General features: G+C 33.3%; 22 protein-coding genes. All 22 read right to left on the bottom strand.

Going from position 1 to position 18,906, the window contains the following annotated elements; translation table 11 throughout:
- Nucleotides 1-27: 27 nt before the first annotated feature.
- Nucleotides 28-2,061, bottom strand: a complete 2,034-nt coding sequence (locus tag ACNQGH_RS11390; protein WP_417956132.1) for an OmpA family protein — start codon at nucleotides 2,059-2,061, stop codon at nucleotides 28-30.
- Nucleotides 2,062-2,065: 4 nt separating this feature from the next.
- Nucleotides 2,066-3,757: an Ig-like domain-containing protein gene (locus tag ACNQGH_RS11385; RefSeq protein WP_417956131.1), complete on the bottom strand. Its 1,692-nt coding sequence runs from the start codon at nucleotides 3,755-3,757 to the stop codon at nucleotides 2,066-2,068.
- 429 nt (nucleotides 3,758-4,186) lie between these two features.
- Entirely contained in the window at nucleotides 4,187-5,320 is a 1,134-nt protein-coding gene (locus tag ACNQGH_RS11380; RefSeq protein WP_417956130.1) for a coiled-coil domain-containing protein, read from the bottom strand.
- Nucleotides 5,321-5,505: 185 nt separating this feature from the next.
- A complete protein-coding gene (locus ACNQGH_RS11375; protein ID WP_417956129.1) occupies nucleotides 5,506-5,844 on the bottom strand; it encodes a hypothetical protein in 339 nt (112 codons plus the stop codon).
- 1 nt (nucleotide 5,845) lies between these two features.
- A complete protein-coding gene (locus ACNQGH_RS11370) occupies nucleotides 5,846-6,193 on the bottom strand; it encodes a zinc ribbon domain-containing protein (protein WP_417956128.1) in 348 nt (115 codons plus the stop codon).
- 54 nt (nucleotides 6,194-6,247) lie between these two features.
- Nucleotides 6,248-6,580, bottom strand: a complete 333-nt coding sequence (locus tag ACNQGH_RS11365; RefSeq protein WP_417956127.1) for a YtxH domain-containing protein — start codon at nucleotides 6,578-6,580, stop codon at nucleotides 6,248-6,250.
- Between the two features lie 35 nt (nucleotides 6,581-6,615).
- Nucleotides 6,616-6,768: a lmo0937 family membrane protein gene (locus ACNQGH_RS11360; RefSeq protein ID WP_417956126.1), complete on the bottom strand. Its 153-nt coding sequence runs from the start codon at nucleotides 6,766-6,768 to the stop codon at nucleotides 6,616-6,618.
- A gap of 147 nt (nucleotides 6,769-6,915) precedes the next feature.
- Entirely contained in the window at nucleotides 6,916-7,551 is a 636-nt protein-coding gene (locus ACNQGH_RS11355; RefSeq protein ID WP_417956125.1) for a porin family protein, read from the bottom strand.
- 215 nt (nucleotides 7,552-7,766) lie between these two features.
- Nucleotides 7,767-8,231, bottom strand: coding sequence for a sll1863 family stress response protein (locus ACNQGH_RS11350; RefSeq protein WP_417956124.1), 465 nt, complete (start codon nucleotides 8,229-8,231; stop codon nucleotides 7,767-7,769).
- Nucleotides 8,232-8,405: 174 nt separating this feature from the next.
- Nucleotides 8,406-8,591, bottom strand: coding sequence for a CsbD family protein (locus tag ACNQGH_RS11345; RefSeq protein WP_417956123.1), 186 nt, complete (start codon nucleotides 8,589-8,591; stop codon nucleotides 8,406-8,408).
- 145 nt (nucleotides 8,592-8,736) lie between these two features.
- A complete protein-coding gene (locus ACNQGH_RS11340) occupies nucleotides 8,737-9,129 on the bottom strand; it encodes a low affinity iron permease family protein (protein ID WP_417956122.1) in 393 nt (130 codons plus the stop codon).
- 74 nt (nucleotides 9,130-9,203) lie between these two features.
- Nucleotides 9,204-9,425 (bottom strand): hypothetical protein, encoded by a 222-nt coding sequence (locus ACNQGH_RS11335; protein ID WP_417956121.1) that lies wholly within the window; start codon nucleotides 9,423-9,425, stop codon nucleotides 9,204-9,206.
- A gap of 158 nt (nucleotides 9,426-9,583) precedes the next feature.
- Nucleotides 9,584-10,351: a DUF4382 domain-containing protein gene (locus ACNQGH_RS11330; protein ID WP_417956120.1), complete on the bottom strand. Its 768-nt coding sequence runs from the start codon at nucleotides 10,349-10,351 to the stop codon at nucleotides 9,584-9,586.
- Nucleotides 10,352-10,484: 133 nt separating this feature from the next.
- Nucleotides 10,485-11,156, bottom strand: a complete 672-nt coding sequence (locus ACNQGH_RS11325) for a ferredoxin reductase domain-containing protein (protein WP_417956119.1) — start codon at nucleotides 11,154-11,156, stop codon at nucleotides 10,485-10,487.
- A 36-nt stretch (nucleotides 11,157-11,192) separates the two neighbouring features.
- Nucleotides 11,193-12,077 carry an MlaD family protein gene (locus ACNQGH_RS11320; protein ID WP_417956118.1) on the bottom strand — a complete coding sequence of 295 codons (885 nt, stop codon included), beginning with the start codon at nucleotides 12,075-12,077 and terminating at the stop codon, nucleotides 11,193-11,195.
- A gap of 32 nt (nucleotides 12,078-12,109) precedes the next feature.
- Entirely contained in the window at nucleotides 12,110-12,886 is a 777-nt protein-coding gene (locus tag ACNQGH_RS11315) for an ABC transporter ATP-binding protein (RefSeq protein WP_417956117.1), read from the bottom strand.
- 2 nt (nucleotides 12,887-12,888) lie between these two features.
- Entirely contained in the window at nucleotides 12,889-13,647 is a 759-nt protein-coding gene (locus tag ACNQGH_RS11310; RefSeq protein ID WP_417956116.1) for an MlaE family ABC transporter permease, read from the bottom strand.
- A 258-nt stretch (nucleotides 13,648-13,905) separates the two neighbouring features.
- Nucleotides 13,906-14,373: a PA2169 family four-helix-bundle protein gene (locus ACNQGH_RS11305; RefSeq protein ID WP_417956115.1), complete on the bottom strand. Its 468-nt coding sequence runs from the start codon at nucleotides 14,371-14,373 to the stop codon at nucleotides 13,906-13,908.
- A 149-nt stretch (nucleotides 14,374-14,522) separates the two neighbouring features.
- Nucleotides 14,523-14,735: a YidH family protein gene (locus ACNQGH_RS11300; RefSeq protein ID WP_417956114.1), complete on the bottom strand. Its 213-nt coding sequence runs from the start codon at nucleotides 14,733-14,735 to the stop codon at nucleotides 14,523-14,525.
- A gap of 47 nt (nucleotides 14,736-14,782) precedes the next feature.
- Nucleotides 14,783-15,166 (bottom strand): hypothetical protein, encoded by a 384-nt coding sequence (locus ACNQGH_RS11295; RefSeq protein ID WP_417956113.1) that lies wholly within the window; start codon nucleotides 15,164-15,166, stop codon nucleotides 14,783-14,785.
- A 170-nt stretch (nucleotides 15,167-15,336) separates the two neighbouring features.
- The gene (locus ACNQGH_RS11290) at nucleotides 15,337-17,700 is read right to left on the bottom strand and encodes a glycosyltransferase (protein WP_417956112.1); all 2,364 of its coding nucleotides are present in this window, start codon (nucleotides 17,698-17,700) and stop codon (nucleotides 15,337-15,339) included.
- Nucleotides 17,690-18,736, bottom strand: a complete 1,047-nt coding sequence (locus ACNQGH_RS11285) for a glycoside hydrolase family 130 protein (protein ID WP_417956111.1) — start codon at nucleotides 18,734-18,736, stop codon at nucleotides 17,690-17,692. The genes ACNQGH_RS11290 and ACNQGH_RS11285 overlap by 11 nt, the downstream gene beginning before the upstream one ends.
- Nucleotides 18,737-18,906: the final 170 nt, after the last annotated feature.

Raw genomic sequence — 18,906 nt, 5'->3', positions numbered from 1 at the left:
TAAAAAATGTATTCTTAGTTGTTTTACTTATTTTATAGCAGGAATAATATCAATTACTACGGTACGATTGTAAAAACGTTCTTCTGGAGTTTTGTTTTCAAAAGGAGATTTGTTTTCATCCTCACCATAACCAAGTACTTCAAATTTCACGTCGTTTCTACCTGTTTTAGACAACCCACTTTCAAGAATGCTTTTCACATCGTTTGCACGGGCAAGAGACAGATCTTGATTGTGAACTTCTTCACCAATAATATCAGTATGACCATGAATAATAACTGTCGCTCCAACAGGAATTTTTGGTGTTACTACTTCGGTGAGGTATTTTTCATAGATAGCGATCGCTTTAGATTTATTAAATTCATAAATAATGCTGTATCTCATACCTTCTTCCGTTTTTGCAGGAGTCCAAAGTACCATATGTACAGGAGTTTCCTTCTCTACAATTTTACCACTTTTAGTTTGACCAATCATTTTTACTTTGTAATCACCTTCTGAACGGCTGCCTAAAATTGATTTTCCAGGTATGCTTATTTCTTCTTGTGTATAAGGTCCAAAAGACTGTACTTTTCCTTGTTCATCAGCTATTTGTAATGACCATGTAGATAAAGCTTCAGTAGCTCCTTTATTGCTGAAGGTAACATAACTTTCAGCTGGCGCTTCCTGTAGTGGAACAATTCGCACGGGTCTCAATTGCGCATCAGGACCACTTTGAAATTCCATCAATAAATCTGGAGAAGTACTTTCTATAGAAACTCTCTGATCTCCCTCACGTAACAATTCCAATTCTAATGTCCCGCCAGGTTGTTCCGATGGGATATTTGGTTTGTTTTGACCTTTAGTGGTAATTCTGGAAGGGTTTATTGCAAATACATTTACCAAATAGGTTTTGATTGATTCAGCCATTGCAAGACCATCTTCAGGACCTTTCTCTGATGACCCCACCAAAGTAATAGTTGCTGAAGGATTCTTTTGCATACGATCTCCAAGGATGTTTAAAACATTATAATAAACAATCATTTGTCTTTTTGAACGATCTGATAAGTTTTTTGGAGCAAATACTTCCAATTGATCTTCTTTGAAGTCTTTTACCTGATCTTTCGTTAATAAAATATAGCGATTTGGGATTTCAGTTGATCCAGCATTGAAAAATACATAGTTTCTAAGTGGAAATATTTCAGTAATTCTTCTTTCTCCAGGAACATTACTAGGAGAGTTTACTGAAAACTGAACTTCACGATCAGCTAAAATGTCGGTAGATTCCTGAATGTTACGTCCTTGTCCCATTTTAAGTGCAATACCAGCTCTAAGGGTAGTTATATTCCATGTCTCTGTTGAACGTGGATTTTGACCAAAATAAGGCTGGAAAGCAACAAAAGGAGATAATACAAATTGTGTCTTGTTGCTATCTGCAGAAAGCGGAATATCATATCCAGCTCCAATTTGCATTGAAAAAATAGTTTTTTTGATATCACTTAAATCACCCGTTACTGCAGGACTTGGCGCCTGATCCGGATAGGCCGGATTGATACCTAATTGATAGGTAAATGACTTATCCATGTTGAAAGCCAAACGTGGCCCACCATAAAGATAAAAATTAGATTTGAAAGGAGCAAAACGCAAGCTTGGTTCCACGGTGATGTAACTAACGTTCGTCGCTAAATCTGCCGGGCAGTCACATGGAGTAACTACCTGGTCAAAAGAACCTTTGCGATTATCGTATCCAGCCTGAAGCATAACACCCCATCTGGAATCAGCAGGACGGTATTCTAAAAGCGGTGCAATAAAAAGTCCAACACCATCTCCATCATGAAAGGTAGCCGGAGGGGTAAAACCAGCATTTAATTGATGAGTTGAGCCACGATAAAAATTGAAATTGGCACCACCTGCAACACCAAAGTACCAGGAAGGTTTTGTGTATTTAACTTCTATTGTTTGCTGTGCCTGAATGGGAGCTTGAATACTTAACCATCCCAAGGCAATTATTGCAATACTTTTAATAGTCAGATTATTAGAGGACCATGCTAAGCATGATCCTATTTTTAAATTAGTTTTAGTTTTCATTTTTTTACGGCTTAGTGATTATGTTAGTGTGTGTCAGTACTACAGCTCCATTTCTGGCAAGCATTCTGCCCTGGGCAGTTGAATGTGATCCCATTGTTATGGATTGTAAGGCCAATATGTTACCTACAAATGAAGTATAATCTCCAATAGTTGCAGAACTTCCGGTTTGCCAAAATACGTTTTTAGCAAGGGCTCCTCCAGTAAGTTTTATATTTCCACCAGCTCCGCCTACAGTAGTAAAAGCAGATGCTATTTGAAAAATCCAAACGTCTGTTGCGCTACCGCTAAGAGTCAAATCTCCATTTTGTACTAAAAGAGTAGATGTTGATTTATAAATACCGGCAACAAGTGTTTTTCCACCCTGATCACCTGACACCGTTATTGGTGCGCTATAGGAAGCTCCCTCTGCAAAAAGATAGGCATTGGTAAGGTCCAGTTTAGCTTGCGTTAGCATGGCAGGCACTCCTGGGGGAGCAATGTCGTCAGAAGCATAAATGGCACCATTCACTATAATTGCAGGAGGAAATCCTGTAATTGAAGAACGAACCCCTGGGCTGATACCAACATCCATATTATTAATTATACTAAAACCAGCATTGTTACTTACTCCGACTCCTGATAAAATTCCAAATCTTTCAGCTGAACCAAGATTTACGGTATTTCCAACTACGGCCACATTAGTACTAAAGTTCCAAACATAGTCGTTTGCCAAAGCAACACCAGCTACATTTTTAGCACCTGTTGTAATTGTAGCAGTATAGGTAGTTCCAGGTGATAGATCACTATTTGGATTAAATGTGGCTGTTGTGCCTAGGTAAGAAACAGTTCCGGTAATCATTGTTGCTCCATTTTTTAAAGTAAATGTCGTAGTGCTGATTGTCAAAGGATCCATAGGCATACTAAAAGTCGCTGTAATGTTTTGATTAAGCGCAACTCCTCCGGCATTATTAACAGGGTCAGTGGCAGTTACAATAGGAGCCGTAACAGATCCAGTAGTAAATGTCCATGTATAGTTATTAGCTATTGTTGTTCCTTGAAGATTTTTAGCTCCGATTGTAATAGTACCTGTGTAAATGGTATTAGCTGTTAAAGGTGCACTTGGAGTAAAATAGGCTGTCGTTCCAATATATGCAACTGATCCTGCAACTGATGTAGCTCCTTGTTTTAATGTAAAAGTCGTTGTGTTAATAGTTGCCTGATTCATTATCATATTAAAATCTGCAGAAACTATTTTGTTAAGAAATACATTTGTAGCATTGTTTGCAGGATCTGTTGAAATCACCATAGGCGTTACTGTCGAACCAGTACTAAATGTCCAAACATAATCAGCTTGTAGAGCATTACCCATGATATCCTTAACCGCTGTTTTAATTCTTCCGGTATAAGTAGTATTTGGTGCGAGAGGATTTGTTGGTACGAATAAAGCAGTCGTCCCGCTAAATGAAACGGTTCCCGCCACTAAAGCAGACCCCTGTAAAGTAAAAGAGGATGTGTCAAAAGTTGATGCGTTCATCTCCTCGTTGAAGATTACCGTAATAGTTTTGTCCAAAGGAACGTTGATCGCACCATTATCGGGACTTGTCGACACTACAGTCGGGCATACACCATCGACTGCCGCAAAATCGTCTTCTGCACAACTGGAAATTAATGCAATAATCAGTATTGCAAAGGTTAATAGTAAATTTTTAGTTTTCATTTTATTGAATTTAGGGGATTAAGTATTTTATAACACAAAGGTTGCTTAGTTATCAGCTGGAATTGTTACACAATTAAATATTGAAGTTGTAAGATTCACTTATTTAAAATGTTAATTGTTTTATCATATTTTTGATAATCAATAACTTATGGTTTTAGAGATGTTAACAGAATGTTATAGTACTTAATTTAGTTTCTGAAAAAGGCAGAAAATCTCTAAAAAAGACATAAGAGATGAATTTCGGCAGAAATGCCTTTGAAGAAAACGATAAATTTAAAGGATATGATTCAAAATGAATCTAAGAAACTAAAATGTAAATCTTAAATGTGGAAACCATTTTTTGTGATTAGGGCAAAAAAAAAGCGAGCTAATTAATTCTCGATTTTTATAGTATTATTAAAAGAGCTAGTGCACGAAGAATGGTCATAGTTACGCATATTTTTTATTTTTCCCTTTTTGTTCCAAATTGAAAATAAATTGCGTTAATTCTTTTGTAAAAGAATCGAGCATCAAAGCAGATTGCTTTATGTGATTTAAGAATTGGATATGTTCATCAGGTGAATTGGTTGTCTGATCAAGTAAATAAGACAGACCTAAAATATTGGCTACAGGCTGTCTCACTTTGTGAGAGGTAATAAACATCATTTGCTCCAAACCTTTTATATATTCTTTTTGGTATTCTTCCGCTTTTTTAAGTTCTAAGTTAGCTATTATTAACGCTGCAGCCTGTTTTTCTTTTTCTTGATTTTGAAAAGCGAGTTCTCTATTGGCAATATTTAGTTCCGCTGTCTGGATTCTTTTCTCTTCGTTTTTTAAAGCAAGTTTTTTGCTTGCTAAATCTAGTTCTTTAGCACGTTCTTCTTTCTCCAGATTTTGAAAAGCAAGTTCTCGATTTGCAATAGTTAGTTCCAATGCTCTTTTTTCTTTTTCATCATTTTGAAAAGCAAGTTCAGTATTGGCAATAATTAATTCTGCAGCCCGTTGTTCTTTCTCTTTATTCTGAAAGGCAAGTTCCTTGTTCGCTATAATTAATTCAGCAGCGCGTTTTTCTTTCTCTTTGTTTTGAAAAGCAAGTTCTTGGTTAGCAATAATTAATTCAGCAGCTCTTTTTTCTTTTTCCTCATTTTGAAAGGCAAGTTCCCTGTTGGCAGTAATTAGTTCAGCAGCTCGTTTTTCTTTCTCCGCATTTTGGAAAATAAGTTCCCTGTTGGCAATAATTAATTCAGCGGCTCTTTTTTCTTTTTCCTCATTTTGAAAAGCAAGTTCCGTATTGGCAATAATTAATTCAGCGGCTCTTTTTTCTTTTTCTTCATTTTGAAAGGCAAGTTCAGTATTGGCAATAATTAATTCAGCAGCACGTTTTTCTTTCTCTGTATTTTGAAAAATAAGTTCCCTATTGGCAATAATTAATTCAGCAGCTCTTTTTTCTTTATCCTCATTTTGAAAGGCAAGTTCAGTATTAGCAATAATTAACTCTGCAGCGTGTTTTTCTTTCTCTTCGTTTTGAAAAACAAGTTCCTTATTTGTAATTATCAGCGCTTCCTTTTTTATTCTGGTATTCATTTTCTTCCGATTCAAAGGTTTAAGAAAAAATGAGGTGATATTTTAAAAACACAAATTACTCTAACTGTGAAAGTCTATTAATTCTTTTTCAGTTAAAAGTAATTAATAGTTTTCAGTCTGATTATAAAAAAAACTAAATTATTTATTACCAGAATTTAATTTGCAATTACTATGAATTGGAGATTTTAAGATTTTAGAGTATCGGAATGTTTGGTAGCCACATTCGTTATGATAAATTGCAATAGTGTTCCTATTATTTTTTTGAATGGATTATGGGTTGATCCTACCAAAACTTTTTTTGTTAAGTAACCTGTTGCCATTCCTACAATATTGTTAATGATGTTCCCTTTTAAATTTGGTGAAGTAGTCATTTCAGTAAAAGCACTTTTGATTAGGTTTAAAGGCTTTAAACTTTCATAAGTTAATTCAAACTGTTCCTTTAAAGCATATAATTCTAAAGCCTGCCTGTTTTCTAAATAGAGAATCGTTTCATCAAGTAAGTCGGTTTGGTTTATCTTTTTCATACTATTTTTTTTTAAGCAGTTTGGTTATAATAAAATTACTGATCGGAATTTTAATCCATTGGTCTTTAAAAGAATATAGTGTAATTGAAATTACCAGATAAACGCTTGATACAATAAAAAAGCCCAAATAAGGTTTTCCTATTATTTCTCCTATCCATATGGAAAGGCCAATATTTAATAATAGAACAAACATAACAGCAAAAATAGCTACGGTTAACCTGGAGAGCAGAGAAGATAAAACATCCGCTGACTTATCTATGGCTTTGAGCTTAACCAGCTCGGCGCTTGTTCTCGTATAGTCCTCTGCTCTTTCAAAAAGCGTTTCTATTGATGCTGTAAAGTTGTCCATGATTTAATTTTTTAATCGTACTTACAATTGAAATTTTAATAGTGAAGCATCTTTTTAGATACTTGTATTTTTAATTTCGTTTTTTGCATCATAAAATTTTGTTTTGCCTTCAGCGATTAAATTTTCGCCTTCGTTTTTTGCGTCATACAATTTGGATTTTCCTGAAGCGATTATGTTTTCACCTTCACTCCAAATTTTTTCGTATTTTTTGTTTATGGTGCCTAATAACGTATCCAATTTGTCTTTCAACTCATCAGCATAGTCGTTACTTTTATCCATAATTTTTTTTCTTGTTTTGTCGCCTTTGTCCGGAGCTAACATAATTCCTAATATTGCACCAGCTGCAAGACCACCTAAAACGCCTAATATTACTTTATCTGTTTTCATAATTTTTTTTTTATTGTTTAAATGCTATTGTTTTTTTATAATCTTCTTCCTTGAATAAGTCTCAATAAAATAGCTATAACCGCTATGACAAGAAGTACATGTATTATTGATCCTGCACTGAATGCAAAGAATCCGATTGCCCAAAAAATGATTAAAATTACTGCGATTGTGTAAAGGAGATTGCTCATGATTTTTATTTTTAATGATTAGTTATTTAAGATAAGTGTAGTAAAGTTAGAAATAAAATAAATCATAAAATACAGTTTTACAGTGTTTTGTAATGTGTAAAAATATTTTTTAACTTATATTTAATTTATTCTGTTGTTTTTTATTAATTAGAATGAAAAGGCGGCATAGAAACTCAATACACTGTTTTTAGCATCCGGAGAAGTAAAGCCGTTTGATGAATTATCTTTTCCAATTTTAGTTAATCCATAATTGTAACGTACCCCAAAACTAACAGGTTCGAAATCCAGACCAACACCTCCGGCAAGACCTGCATCAAATCTGTTGAAGTCATCGGTATTAATATTATCTTCGAAGTTATAATTGCCATTATCAGACTTGTCAGTCGTTTTACCACTAATTAAATACGCAGCGTAAGGACCGGCGTGAATATTGAAATTCTTTGTAACATTTACTACCAATAAAAGAGGCACTTCGATATAATCTAATTTAAATTGTGCAGTTCCGCTTACTAAGGCGTTATTATAAACTAGTTCCGCTCCTTTTCCAGTATAAGCGATTTCAGGTTGTAAAGAGATGTTATTTGCAAGCGGTACTTTAGCATACAGACCCACGTTAAATCCGGTTAGCACATTATTGTCATCCACATTATCAGTGTATAAATTGGAGAAGTTTACACCTCCTTTTATACCAAATTTTGTTCCGCTTTCTTGTGCCTTAGAGCTGTTAAAAGCCATAAAAGTCAATACTAGCGAGGCATAAATTATTGATTTTGATTTTTTCATTATTTTTTTTATTAGATTTTAATTTAGTGTAGATTTTATACTTTACAAAGGTGAGAATGATATAGAAGAAAAGTGTTACAATACTTTTTCTAAAACTTATATTATTCACACCTATTCATTCTAATGTGTTTTTTATCAGGTAGTTTATATTATAAAAGAGCTTTAACAAAAAAGGCGCGTTATAAAAACGCGCCTTTTTAAATTATAATTTTGTATTACTTTTTATTGTCAACAGTAATGTCTCTTAAAGCATCACCCAATTCGTCCATGTCATGGTTGTATTCGCGTTTAAAAGATTGCCAATCGCTGTTTCTGTCATTTTTATAGGTTTCAACTTTAAATTTGATATCCTTATTTTTTTGTTCCAGTTCGGCTACTTTTTTTGCATACACCACATCAATTGAATTTCCGGTTTTTTTCATTTTGGCTTTCAAATCAACGATGCGCATTTCATTTTCACTGATTGTTGCATTAGTTTGGTCTTTGAATGCTTTCCACTCTTCGGCAGTTGCTTCTTTTCTGGCATCGATCAATTCTTCTGTGGCCTCCTGTACATCTTCTCGAGCATTAGCTATTTTATCTTTAGCTATTTCTTCTTTTTTAGTGGAAGTCTGACATCCTACTAATACTGTTCCTGCCATAAATGTCGTTAGAGCAAGTGTATAGATTGTTTTTTTCATATGTGTTTTGTTTTATTTTTTGAAAGTGTTAAACGTTTTTTCTCACTGTTTTATAATTCAAAACCAGCATAATCAGAGTGTCCTGGTTGTGCTGGTTTGAATTATAAAGGTGTTAAACAAGGTGTTTTTAATGAAAATAGAGGTAAATAAAAGCAGACCTTTAAATACAGTCATTTACAGGTTTTTAATAATTTTAAGTAAGTCCTCTTTGGTTTTACCTAATTTTATTTGAAGTTTTCCGATCATTTCATCTTTCATACCTTCTTTAAAAAGCAAATCATTTTCAGTCAGAGCAGCAAATTTTTGTTTTAATTTTCCTTTTTGCTCTTCCCAATTTCCTTCAAGTTCTGTACTATTCATTGCTTTTTTATTTAAGTGTTGAAAAAATATTCATCACTTTACAAAGTTGAGGGAATTGACGTCAAAGTGACTTATAGAATTTTAGCGAAGACTTATATTATTCACAGGTTTGTTTTGGGATAAATCGTTTTAAAATGAGTACTGATTATATTTCTTCGTCTAATTCTTTTATTTTTTCAGCTAATTCGCTATATTCTTTTGAAAGTTCAGTAATTTCTTTTTCTGTTTTTACATCGGCGTTTAAAACGGCATTGCTGGCTGGTTCATGGGATGAAACCAGCTCATTTACTTTTAAATGGAGTGAAGCCGAAAATCGGTTAAATGATTTTTGAATAATAAATAAACTTAAAAAAGTTACTCCAAAAATAATATCTCCAATGATTTGATGTACGTCCCGGGTTGTAAATAGATTGTTGATCCACCACCAAAGAACCAAACACAGTGCAATAATAAATGTAATTGAATTACCAAGTATAGTTGTTGCAATTGAGGTTAGTTTTTCAAAAAGTTGCTCTAAATTGCTGTATATCTTTATCATGAAGAAGTTCTTTTAGATTCATTTATTAAAAATAATAATTTTAATGGGATTAAAAGTGTTTTAATAAATGAATATTATTTATTTTCTATTGCTATATGATTTGGAGCATATTTCTTTAGTATTGAATCCAGTGATTCGTAATAATCTTTCAATATTTTAATATCAATTCCAGGATGATTACTATCCGGTATTGTCACTGGCATTTCCACTAAATATTTTAATAGTTCAGGATATTCATTTCGTATTTTTAAAGTCATTTTTTGGATAGCATCATTAAGCTCTTTTTCGGTTTCCATAATATTATTTTTTAGTTGATTTAATTATGGCTTTTTTTGAATACTAAAAAAAATTAAACTATTAAAAGTATCGCTCAATGAAAGGATGCTTCTAAATAGTTTAATTTTTTATTTTCTTCTGATAAACCACTTAATTTTTAATAGAAAACGGTACTCTTTTATAGAAGAATTAGAGTTCCTAAATCAGTTGTATTACCTGTTGTTACTACAATAGTGCTTTTAGTCACTGGCGCTAAAGGCAACACAGGCGTAACCGTTACGTTATACGTCCCTGAAGGAAGTCCCATAACTAAAAATTCGCCACTTGCATTTACGTTGGTTGAATAAGATAAATTGGTAAGAATATCAACAGCCGTAACTACAGCCAAACTACCAGCAGGACTAATTTTACCTTTTATGGAACCACTTATCGCAGCTTCAATTGTTCGGATAACCGGTTTCAATTTATAAGCTCCGTTTCCTGTGCTAACAATAGATTTGTTTGCATCAAAATCAAGCAGGACACTATACAATATTCCTTGTTGAAGCGTTTGGTGTACCTGAAGTTTTAATCCTGATTGATCGGCACTTGGTGTGCTCAAAGGATAACTTACGTTATTAATTACTACTGTATTATTTGTTCCTAGTATAAGTCTAATTTGCTTAACTTTAGAAATTTCCAGCGAATCAGTAGCAATTAGCGTATTCACTCCATTTGAAAAATCAAGTAAGTTATAAATACCTTTATGCACATTTAGCGCAACTGTTTGTCCAGCATCTCCAGTTACTTCTACACCTTGTATGTCTACATTTACTTTGTCATATGGGCCTGGGGCATCAGTCATTCTTACAGCATAGGGATAACTTGATTTAGTATCATCATTGTTACATGAAATTATTAAAAATCCAAGCATGATGAGAGACAGAATAATTTTCATTTTTTTCATTTTCATTTTTTTTAAGATTATAAAATATTTATTAATTATGTAAAGATAATAGGGACTATAAAACGAAATGTTACATAATTTTAGTATAAAGTTGTAGGATTCACACTTTAAAAACGAAGTGTTTTCTTATGTTTTAAAATTTTTCTTTAACTATTGATTTTTTACTGACATTTAAGTCTATCAATTGCCTCTCTATTGCTTCCATCATCGGCGGTGGTCCACATATATAAAATAGTTTATCGCGTGTATCAGTGTTAATTTTAATGAAATCCTTTGTGATTTGTCCGTGCGCATATCCCTCCAGTTTTTCGTCAGACAAAATATTAATAAAATTAATACCTAATATATTTTTGAATTCAGACTCTAATATTATGTCGGCTTTCGTTTTATTTGCGAAAATAAGGGTGTTGTTTCCTATTTTTTTTTTTGATTGGAGATCTCTGAAAATAGATATAAAAGGGGTAATCCCTGCGCCACCAGCGATAAATACCCCTTCGCCTTTATAAGTAATATAGCCAAAGACTTCGTGTACAATCAATTCATCATCTTTTTTTAGTTTCAAAAGTTCATTGGTTACACCTTTGTGTGAAGGATATGTTTTTATGGTAAACTCCAGATAATCATTCTCAGGCAAACTGGTAAAAGTAAAAGGATTTTTTTTATCCTTCCAGCCCATTTTATTTATTGAAATTTCAGTGGCTTGGCCTGGAGAAAAGACATAATTTTCAGGCTTAGTTGCGACAATTTGTACTACATCATGTGTTATGTTTTTTATCGATTTTACTTTAATGATATGTTTTTCCATAGCTATTTTATTTTACTATTAATGTTATTGGTAACATTATTTTTTGGCTTCATTTTCATCAATAATTTTTAATTCTTTCTTCATTTCCAATTCTTGCTGATTATCTAGCTCCCCCAGTTTTTTATCTTCTTCTTTTTTCTTTTTATTAAAATAGCCTCTCAATAAAAAATTATGTTTCGCAGCTTCTATAACGTCGTTGAGTCCCTCTGTTCCTGTTTTGACATTAGTTAAGGTTGAATCGATCGTTCGTCCCATTTTTTCATCGGTGACCAATTTCGATAAAGCACCCTTTCCACTATTCATTTTGGTAGTGAAATTGGCAAATTCATTGGAACTGTGTTCCAAGTTCGCAAGCGTGTGTGTTATGGTATTAGCAAACTCTTTGTCGGTCATCAATTTGGATACCATACCATTTCCGCTGTTCATGTTGGAACTAAATTTTGCAAGTTCAGCAGTAATAATGCCGGCATTATCTACGCTTTTTTTCACACTGCTCATGACATCTTCCATATCAATAGGTCTTCTTGAAGCAATAATGTCATTGTCTTCAACAATTTTCGTGGATTTAATTCCCGGAGAAATGGTCAATACTTTATCACCCATTAAACCATCCGAGCCAATACTGGCTATTGCATCTGTTTTAATAAACTTGCGAACCTCATCTTTTATTACAATATTCACAACCACAGAAGAGTCTGTGATTAATTCGATTTCGCTTACAGTACCTATATTGATTCCTGAAAAGCGTACATTATTTCCGACCTCAAGACCACTTACGGATCTAAAGTTTGATTTTAGATGAAATGTTGAACCGAATAGATTTTTTTGTTTTCCTACGAAATATATGGTAGCGACAAAAAGCACTAATCCGATTATAACAAACATTCCCAATTTCCATTGGAACCCAGATTCTTTATTCATAATTTTTGATTTATTTTTTTTAATTCATTTTTTTATATAAAAAAGGAACGCACCCATTGGTCGTCACTTTTCTCTAATGTTTCATAACTGCCTTCAGCATGAATTACACCGTCTTTTAAAATCACTACCCGGTCACTAGTGTGTTTTGCGCACGCCATATCATGAGTAATGATGATGGAACTCGTTTTATTTTTTTTCTGGAGATCCAATATCAATTCGCTTATTTCTCGGGATGTAATGGTGTCTAAGCCAGTTGTAGGTTCATCATACAATATTATTTCAGGTTTTAAAATAAGTGTTCTTGCAAGTCCAACTCTTTTTCGCATACCTCCTGATAATTCTGAAGGCATTTTATCTATGGCTTCAGCTAAACCGACGCTTTCCAATACTGCTACGATTTGGTCTCCTAATTCTTGTTTTGACAAACCCTTTACATGTCTTTTTAAAGTAAAACCGAGATTTTCCTTAACACTCATCGAGTCATATAAAGCCGCATTTTGAAAAAGAAATCCAATCCTTACCCTGATTTCGTTGAGTTCAATAGTATCTATTTTGGTAATATCGGTGTCGAAGACATTTATTTCGCCTTTATCGGCAATTACTAATCCTACTATGCATTTTATCGTTATTGATTTGCCTGATCCTGACTTACCTAACACTACTAAATTCTCCCCTTTATTGACGCAGAGATTAACACCTTTTAATACTTCATTGTCCCCAAAAGTTTTATGCAAATCCTTTATTTCTATAATAGGAGCGTTTTCAGTTGTCGCTTTATCAGCAGCTATATTTATTTTTTCGTATATCATTTCTAGAAGAATAAATCAGTTAATTGTACCGCAAGCATGTCTATAATAAATATAGTAAGTGACGCCGTGACTACCGCTGAGTTTGCCGCTAAACCTACGCTCTCTGTTCCGTTTTCAGCAGTGTAACCTTTGTAACACCCAATCATTCCGATAAAAAATCCAAAGAAAAATGTTTTAATAGTAGCTGGTATAATATCTAAAAAAGTCAGCGATTCAAAAACTTGTGAGCTATATCGGGTCAGGTTAACATCATTGTGCATATTTACGCCTATATATCCTCCAAAAATTCCAATACCATCGGCGAAAATCACTAAAACCGGAACCATAAGCGTTGTAGCCAAAATCCGTGTAATTACTAAGTATTTGAAAGGATTGATCGCTGCAACTTCCATGGCATCAATTTGTTCTGTTACTTTCATAGAGCCTAACTCTGCGCCAATTCCGGAAGAAATTTTTCCAGCGCAAATTAGGGCTGTGATTACGGGTGCAATTTCTCTGATCAAGGAAAGTGCTACCATACCCGGTAACCAGGATTCGGCCCCAAATTTTGCCAAGGTTGGCCTTGACTGGAGCGTCAATACTAATCCCATTATAAAACCAGTTATAGTCACTAAGGGCAAAGATTTGTAACCAATTAAATAGCATTGCTTAATAAACGCTCTCATTTCGTAAGGAGGTTTAAAAACTTCACGAAAAAATTGTGCTGCAAACAACGTCACTTTGCCAATATCGTTAAAAATATTTTTTAAATAAATAATCAAAATAGTATGTGTTAATTGAGATGAATGGTATATGGTTGATCGATTTTTGAGTAGAACAAAATTATACTCATGGTATTCATGATTTTTAGGCTGCCGGAAGCAAGAGGGTGGTGTAGGAGGTAGAATTCAATTTTTGGTTTGACAAACCAATTTTTTTATGAGGGTTAGGTTCTGAAAAGAATCTTTGGTGCTTGAAAAAAACAGCATCTATTTGTGTGCACCGTTTCAAAAGAGCTTTAGTGAATTTAAAATTATTATTTAATGAAAATATTTATTTTCTACTAAAATATCTCTCAAAACCCGGACTTTATTGTTGTCTGAATTGATTAAAAGATATTGCTTTCGTAGCATAATCTGTTGGTCAAAACTTAGGTTTTCAAATTTATGAATTAATATGTTATTATACTGTTGCTCCGCTTTATGCTCATTGGATTCACAGGTATTTATTACGTCCTTACAATCTTTGCAAATAAATAAGGTCTTTATAGTAATCCAAAAATTAATGAAACCATTAATTTTAGTTCTGACAATTGGAATCCCTCCTAATTTTTCAATTTCTTTTATCAGTTCCAATTTGCATTTTTGACTGGTCTGTTGAAATTCAGAAAATATTTTTTTTAAGCCATATTTCTCTGTCGCCTTTGAAGCATTTACATATACTTCAATTCTGTCGTTATTAATTTCGATGAGTGTATTTAGCAGTTCAATTGATTTATCTATATTCATTTTGTTAATTTTTTAGATTATTGATTCGCTATTCTTATTCATTTAAGTTAGAGATAGTAAAGGTGGGCAGAAAGGAAACAAAAAGTGTTACATAACTTTATAAAAAAATTATATTATTCACGTTTTTTTTTGTTTAATCATAAGGTGAATTACTTGTTTTTGCGCAGAATCAAAATAACGCCAACCACTGCAAGTACAATACCTACGATAGGCGACCATTCTAGCGGATGATTTACTTCCTTATTTATTTGGATTGGACCTAAGTCAACTACTTTTTCGGTAGTTACATAATTGAAGCTATTATATAACAGCATTAGTATTCCGATTGCAGTCATAATTATTCCTATGGTTCTTGTTTGCATTTTTGTTTTATTTAAAAGGGTTATGTTTAAAATTTTTAAAAAGGTGATCAGGCTCTTGAGAAATATTCTTTTACAAACTGATGTTGCTGATTCTCGGTCATTTGATCGGTATTTTTAATTTCAAATTTAATTTTTAAAAAGCGTTCATCTTCACTCAAAAGATCAAACAGCTCGATTTTTGCATCTGTAGGGCCAAAAAGAATTACTCGCTTATAATTTTTAATAGCTTCACCTATTTTTTTGTAATAATCAAAAAGCTGTCGTTTCTCTTTACTGTACCGTAGGCTTTCGCGCTGCGCTAAACGTTTATTTTTCTGTTCATTTGTAAACTTTGATTCAATAGTCTCAATTTCAAAATGCTTTGATGTAAATTCCATTAAGTGAGCAATGGAATGATCCATCCAAATGCCTAATTTTTTTGTTGTTCTCATAATGACTTTTTTAGATTATACTGATTAGCTAATTATAATAATTACAATTCGCTAAAGGTCAGCAATTTATTCCTAAAAATCATTATGCAACTTTAGGTAAAAATTATATAATTTACATATTTGCAAATGATATTAATGGGTAAGATCCATTTTGAATGAAGGAAATTTTGTCAACTTATTTGCATTTCCAATATGTTTAGGAATGTTTTTTTCTCTTTTTTTAAAGATTTTTCTATTGTTAATCGTGCCATCAAATAGCTCACTGTTGACTCCGCACCTTGGTTTAGATTTATAGAATCCTCTTCCAGTCCATCATAACATCCACCGGTACAAGGATTGTAAATAATCTGTTGTAAATGATTGTTTCCCAAAAACCAATTAAATGCGGTTTCCATTTTTTGGCGGTATTGCTCCTTTTTAAATACAGCAGCAAATTTGCTTAAGGCAAGAATAGTATAAGCAACATCAATGGGTTGTTCACCGCCGATAGGACACTGTGTCAATTGATTTTCTTTGTCAAGCCATCCTTTATTGGAAATTACCTGAATCCTGTTTTCTATAAAAATTTTAGAAAGAAGAAAGTCAAAAGATGTTTTTGCAATTTTCTTATAAATTAATTTTTCTGTAGCTAACCAGGCACAAAGCATCGCTTCGGGTAAAATACTGTTACCGTACGTAAGATAACTTTCAAACCAGTTCCAGTTCTTTTCCGCTTCGTGTTTATACATTTGTACCAGCCTGTTGGCTAGTTTTTTAATTATAGAAATGTTTTGCTCTGACACTCTTTTCGTATTGTAATAATATACTCCTTTGATTATGAAAGCCATCGCTCGTGTGGAATGAATTTCAAGCATTTTTAATAAGGCCTGTTGCATGGTAACATCAGCCTCTTTCGCTAGTTCAATGGGAAGAATAGAACCAATTGAATTTAGATAGCCCAAAGCCCAAATCGCTCTCCCATTAGAATCTTCCAGGTTTGTAGCATTATTTTGTGCCGTAAAATGGTGTTCTTCATTTACATAATTCAAAAAGTATCCGTCCCTTTGCAAGCAATATTTTATAAAATCGAAATAAATTCGGATGTATTTTAAATCTTCTTTGTTCTTTGTCAATTCATAATGTTGGCACATGGCTACCATGGCTCTGGCATTATCATCTAAAGTGTATCCCGAATCAATATCCGGTTGATTAATGATCGAAAACTGAATCATTCCAAAAGGAGTGGTTAGCTTTTTTATATGATCCAGATTGATCTTTGGAAGTTTATAATGCAAGCTCAAGTTTTCTTCTGCAATTTTTTCAAATAGCATGGCATGAGCAATTGCCGCATTTTCCCAAGCGGTAGGCGCTATTCTATGCAACCCGTTTGAACCCATGTTTTTTCGCAACCGCTCATCAAGCAATAGCACATTTGTTTTTTCAGCTAATTGTTTAGGATTGCCAAAATCAATAATAATGCCGACATCATGCATCAGTACTTCACGTGCGTGGGGAATTGGGGTTGAAATAATTGGGCAACCACAACTAATAGCATACGAAAAGGTTCCGCTTACTGCTTGATTAGGATCATTGGAAGTAAATAAGTAAATATCCGTGAGCTGTAAATATTCTAAAAGATCGGGTAAAGGCAGAAAATGATTTACAAATTGAACATGTTTCTGCAGTTGTAAATCTTCAATCTTAGCTTGAAGCATCAGACGGTATTTTTCGCCTTCTTCTTTTACTACAGAAGGATGGGTTTTTCCAATAATTAAAAACAGTACATCTTTATTCTTTTTTACTATTTCAGGCAATGCTTCTAAAGTAGTTTCTATGCTTTTTCCGGAGCTTAATAATCCAAAAGTCGTTAGAACTTTTTTTCCTTTTAATTTGTATTTGATTTTCAATTCCTCTTTATCAGAATGCGGAACCAAATGGGTTCCGTGCTGAATTATTGTTATTTTATCTCTTGCAACACCATAATCTCTGACTAATAGCTCTGCAGCTGAATTCGTCATTACAACAACAGCATGTGCTTCTCGGGCTATTTCTTGAACATTTGCTTCTAAGGATGGATTAGGTCCTGGTAATACGGTATGAAAAACAATGATAACAGGTTTTTGAAGTACTTTTAGAAACTGTTTTAAATCGGCTTCATTGTTTTTAAATAATCCAAATTCATGCTGAATCAACACCATTTGTAAATTAGCATCGGTATCGATTTGATCTGCCAAATTGATAAAGGCATTAGAATGATCTGTATTGAGGATGTATTGTAAAGCATCGGTATAAGCATGTTGCTCATTATTCGATTCCAAAGGACAGATTTTTATTTTAAAAGAATTCTTGAATTTATTATTCAGTGCTTTAATCAAATCCTGGGAATAGGTCGCAATACCGCATTCTCTTGGAGGATATGTTGTAATAAATAAAATTTCAGGCAATTCATTTTTTGTATCTGAAGGCAGTACGTTATTTAACTCGTTCCCATACTTTTTTTTTGGAATACTAACTGATTGCATATTTTGGCGCTTAACGATGATTTTATTTATCATTATTTATTGTGTTTAGCATTAATTCTTTAAGTAATTCTGACTGCTTAAGTGAGGCACAGCCTACACGCTCATCTGCGGCACCATAATAGATGTACAGCGTATCTCCAAATAAAGCAGTACCGGAAGGGAAACATACATTATTCACTTCTCCTTTTAATTCCCAACTTAGTTCAGGTTTAAACAGGGGATAGGGCAATCGTGCGATTTCTTTCTGGGGATCATGTAAGTCAAGTAATGATGCACAAGCTGAATAAACAAAGCCTTTTATGGTATCTTCTACACCATGATAAATTAATATCCGACCCAATTCCGTTTCAATAGGAGGGCAGCCTCCTCCGGTATAGCTTGATTCATGGTCATATTGTGGTGCTAAAACAATAGTGTCTTCAAAACCAATATAATAATTTTTCCAAAATTCAGGAGTGAGTTCCACTAATTCATTTACTGCAACAACGATTTGGATATCGGGTTTAATTCGATGTAAAAAATACAGCATTCCATTAATTCTTCTCGGAAAGAAAATTAAATTTTTATCCCAAAGGAGCACTTTTTCTCCGTCTTTTTTTCGAACCCCTTTCTGCCGGTTATAACGAAAATATTTTTCGCTTTTTGGTTCATTAGCTTCGGAGAGTTTAACGAATTCGTGATAGGTTATTTGGGCCACTATAACACCCTGCTTTTCCCATTCGATTAAATCTTTGGATAATGCTAAAGCGCCCAATGCATTTGTACCATCATAGGCTGTATAGGTAAGGTAATATAAATCATCAATTTTTACAATGCGCGGATCTTCAACACCATGAGATTCATAATCAAATTCAGAAATAATAATGGGCGTGTCACTTCGATTTTCAACAGTAAGTGGTCTATCTAATTTGCTGTAACCAATACTCGAAAAATTGCCATTGCTCACCGCCCTGTAAAAAAGATGCACCGTATTTCCTTCTTTTATTGATGCAGGATTTAGGACACCTTCATTTTCAAAATTGAGTAGCGTTTTTTGAATTATAATACCTTCTTTTTTTACTGCTATCATCGTAAAATGGTGTGAAAAGATTATTTTAATAATTCTTAAGTAAAAATAATGTTTTTAAGTATACATATTGTTCACAAAGAAATATAAAGATCGGTTTCTTATCGATTAAATGTGTTATACAACTTCTCTAATTTGTTGTACTATTCACAGTTTTTAAAATGGTGAGAATG

It is taken from the genome of Flavobacterium kochi (assembly GCF_048286715.1).
In the GTDB taxonomy this organism is placed as follows: Bacteria; Bacteroidota; Bacteroidia; order Flavobacteriales; family Flavobacteriaceae; genus Flavobacterium.
This window is presented reverse-complemented; position numbering and strand designations above follow the sequence as displayed.

Bases quoted from the DNA above. Each gene is read 5' to 3' on its own strand.
- ACNQGH_RS11390 (WP_417956132.1), bottom strand. From the start codon at position 2,061: ATGAAAACTAAAACTAATTTAAAAATAGGATCATGCTTAGCATGGTCC.
- ACNQGH_RS11385 (WP_417956131.1), bottom strand. From the start codon at position 3,757: ATGAAAACTAAAAATTTACTATTAACCTTTGCAATACTGATTATTGCA.
- ACNQGH_RS11380 (WP_417956130.1), bottom strand. From the start codon at position 5,320: ATGAATACCAGAATAAAAAAGGAAGCGCTGATAATTACAAATAAGGAA.
- ACNQGH_RS11375 (WP_417956129.1), bottom strand. From the start codon at position 5,844: ATGAAAAAGATAAACCAAACCGACTTACTTGATGAAACGATTCTCTAT.
- ACNQGH_RS11370 (WP_417956128.1), bottom strand. From the start codon at position 6,193: ATGGACAACTTTACAGCATCAATAGAAACGCTTTTTGAAAGAGCAGAG.
- ACNQGH_RS11365 (WP_417956127.1), bottom strand. From the start codon at position 6,580: ATGAAAACAGATAAAGTAATATTAGGCGTTTTAGGTGGTCTTGCAGCT.
- ACNQGH_RS11360 (WP_417956126.1), bottom strand. From the start codon at position 6,768: ATGAGCAATCTCCTTTACACAATCGCAGTAATTTTAATCATTTTTTGG.
- ACNQGH_RS11355 (WP_417956125.1), bottom strand. From the start codon at position 7,551: ATGAAAAAATCAAAATCAATAATTTATGCCTCGCTAGTATTGACTTTT.
- ACNQGH_RS11350 (WP_417956124.1), bottom strand. From the start codon at position 8,231: ATGAAAAAAACAATCTATACACTTGCTCTAACGACATTTATGGCAGGA.
- ACNQGH_RS11345 (WP_417956123.1), bottom strand. From the start codon at position 8,591: ATGAATAGTACAGAACTTGAAGGAAATTGGGAAGAGCAAAAAGGAAAA.
- ACNQGH_RS11340 (WP_417956122.1), bottom strand. From the start codon at position 9,129: ATGATAAAGATATACAGCAATTTAGAGCAACTTTTTGAAAAACTAACC.
- ACNQGH_RS11335 (WP_417956121.1), bottom strand. From the start codon at position 9,425: ATGGAAACCGAAAAAGAGCTTAATGATGCTATCCAAAAAATGACTTTA.
- ACNQGH_RS11330 (WP_417956120.1), bottom strand. From the start codon at position 10,351: ATGAAAAAAATGAAAATTATTCTGTCTCTCATCATGCTTGGATTTTTA.
- ACNQGH_RS11325 (WP_417956119.1), bottom strand. From the start codon at position 11,156: ATGGAAAAACATATCATTAAAGTAAAATCGATAAAAAACATAACACAT.
- ACNQGH_RS11320 (WP_417956118.1), bottom strand. From the start codon at position 12,077: ATGAATAAAGAATCTGGGTTCCAATGGAAATTGGGAATGTTTGTTATA.
- ACNQGH_RS11315 (WP_417956117.1), bottom strand. From the start codon at position 12,886: ATGATATACGAAAAAATAAATATAGCTGCTGATAAAGCGACAACTGAA.
- ACNQGH_RS11305 (WP_417956115.1), bottom strand. From the start codon at position 14,373: ATGAATATAGATAAATCAATTGAACTGCTAAATACACTCATCGAAATT.
- ACNQGH_RS11300 (WP_417956114.1), bottom strand. From the start codon at position 14,735: ATGCAAACAAGAACCATAGGAATAATTATGACTGCAATCGGAATACTA.
- ACNQGH_RS11295 (WP_417956113.1), bottom strand. From the start codon at position 15,166: ATGAGAACAACAAAAAAATTAGGCATTTGGATGGATCATTCCATTGCT.
- ACNQGH_RS11290 (WP_417956112.1), bottom strand. From the start codon at position 17,700: ATGATAAATAAAATCATCGTTAAGCGCCAAAATATGCAATCAGTTAGT.
- ACNQGH_RS11285 (WP_417956111.1), bottom strand. From the start codon at position 18,736: ATGATAGCAGTAAAAAAAGAAGGTATTATAATTCAAAAAACGCTACTC.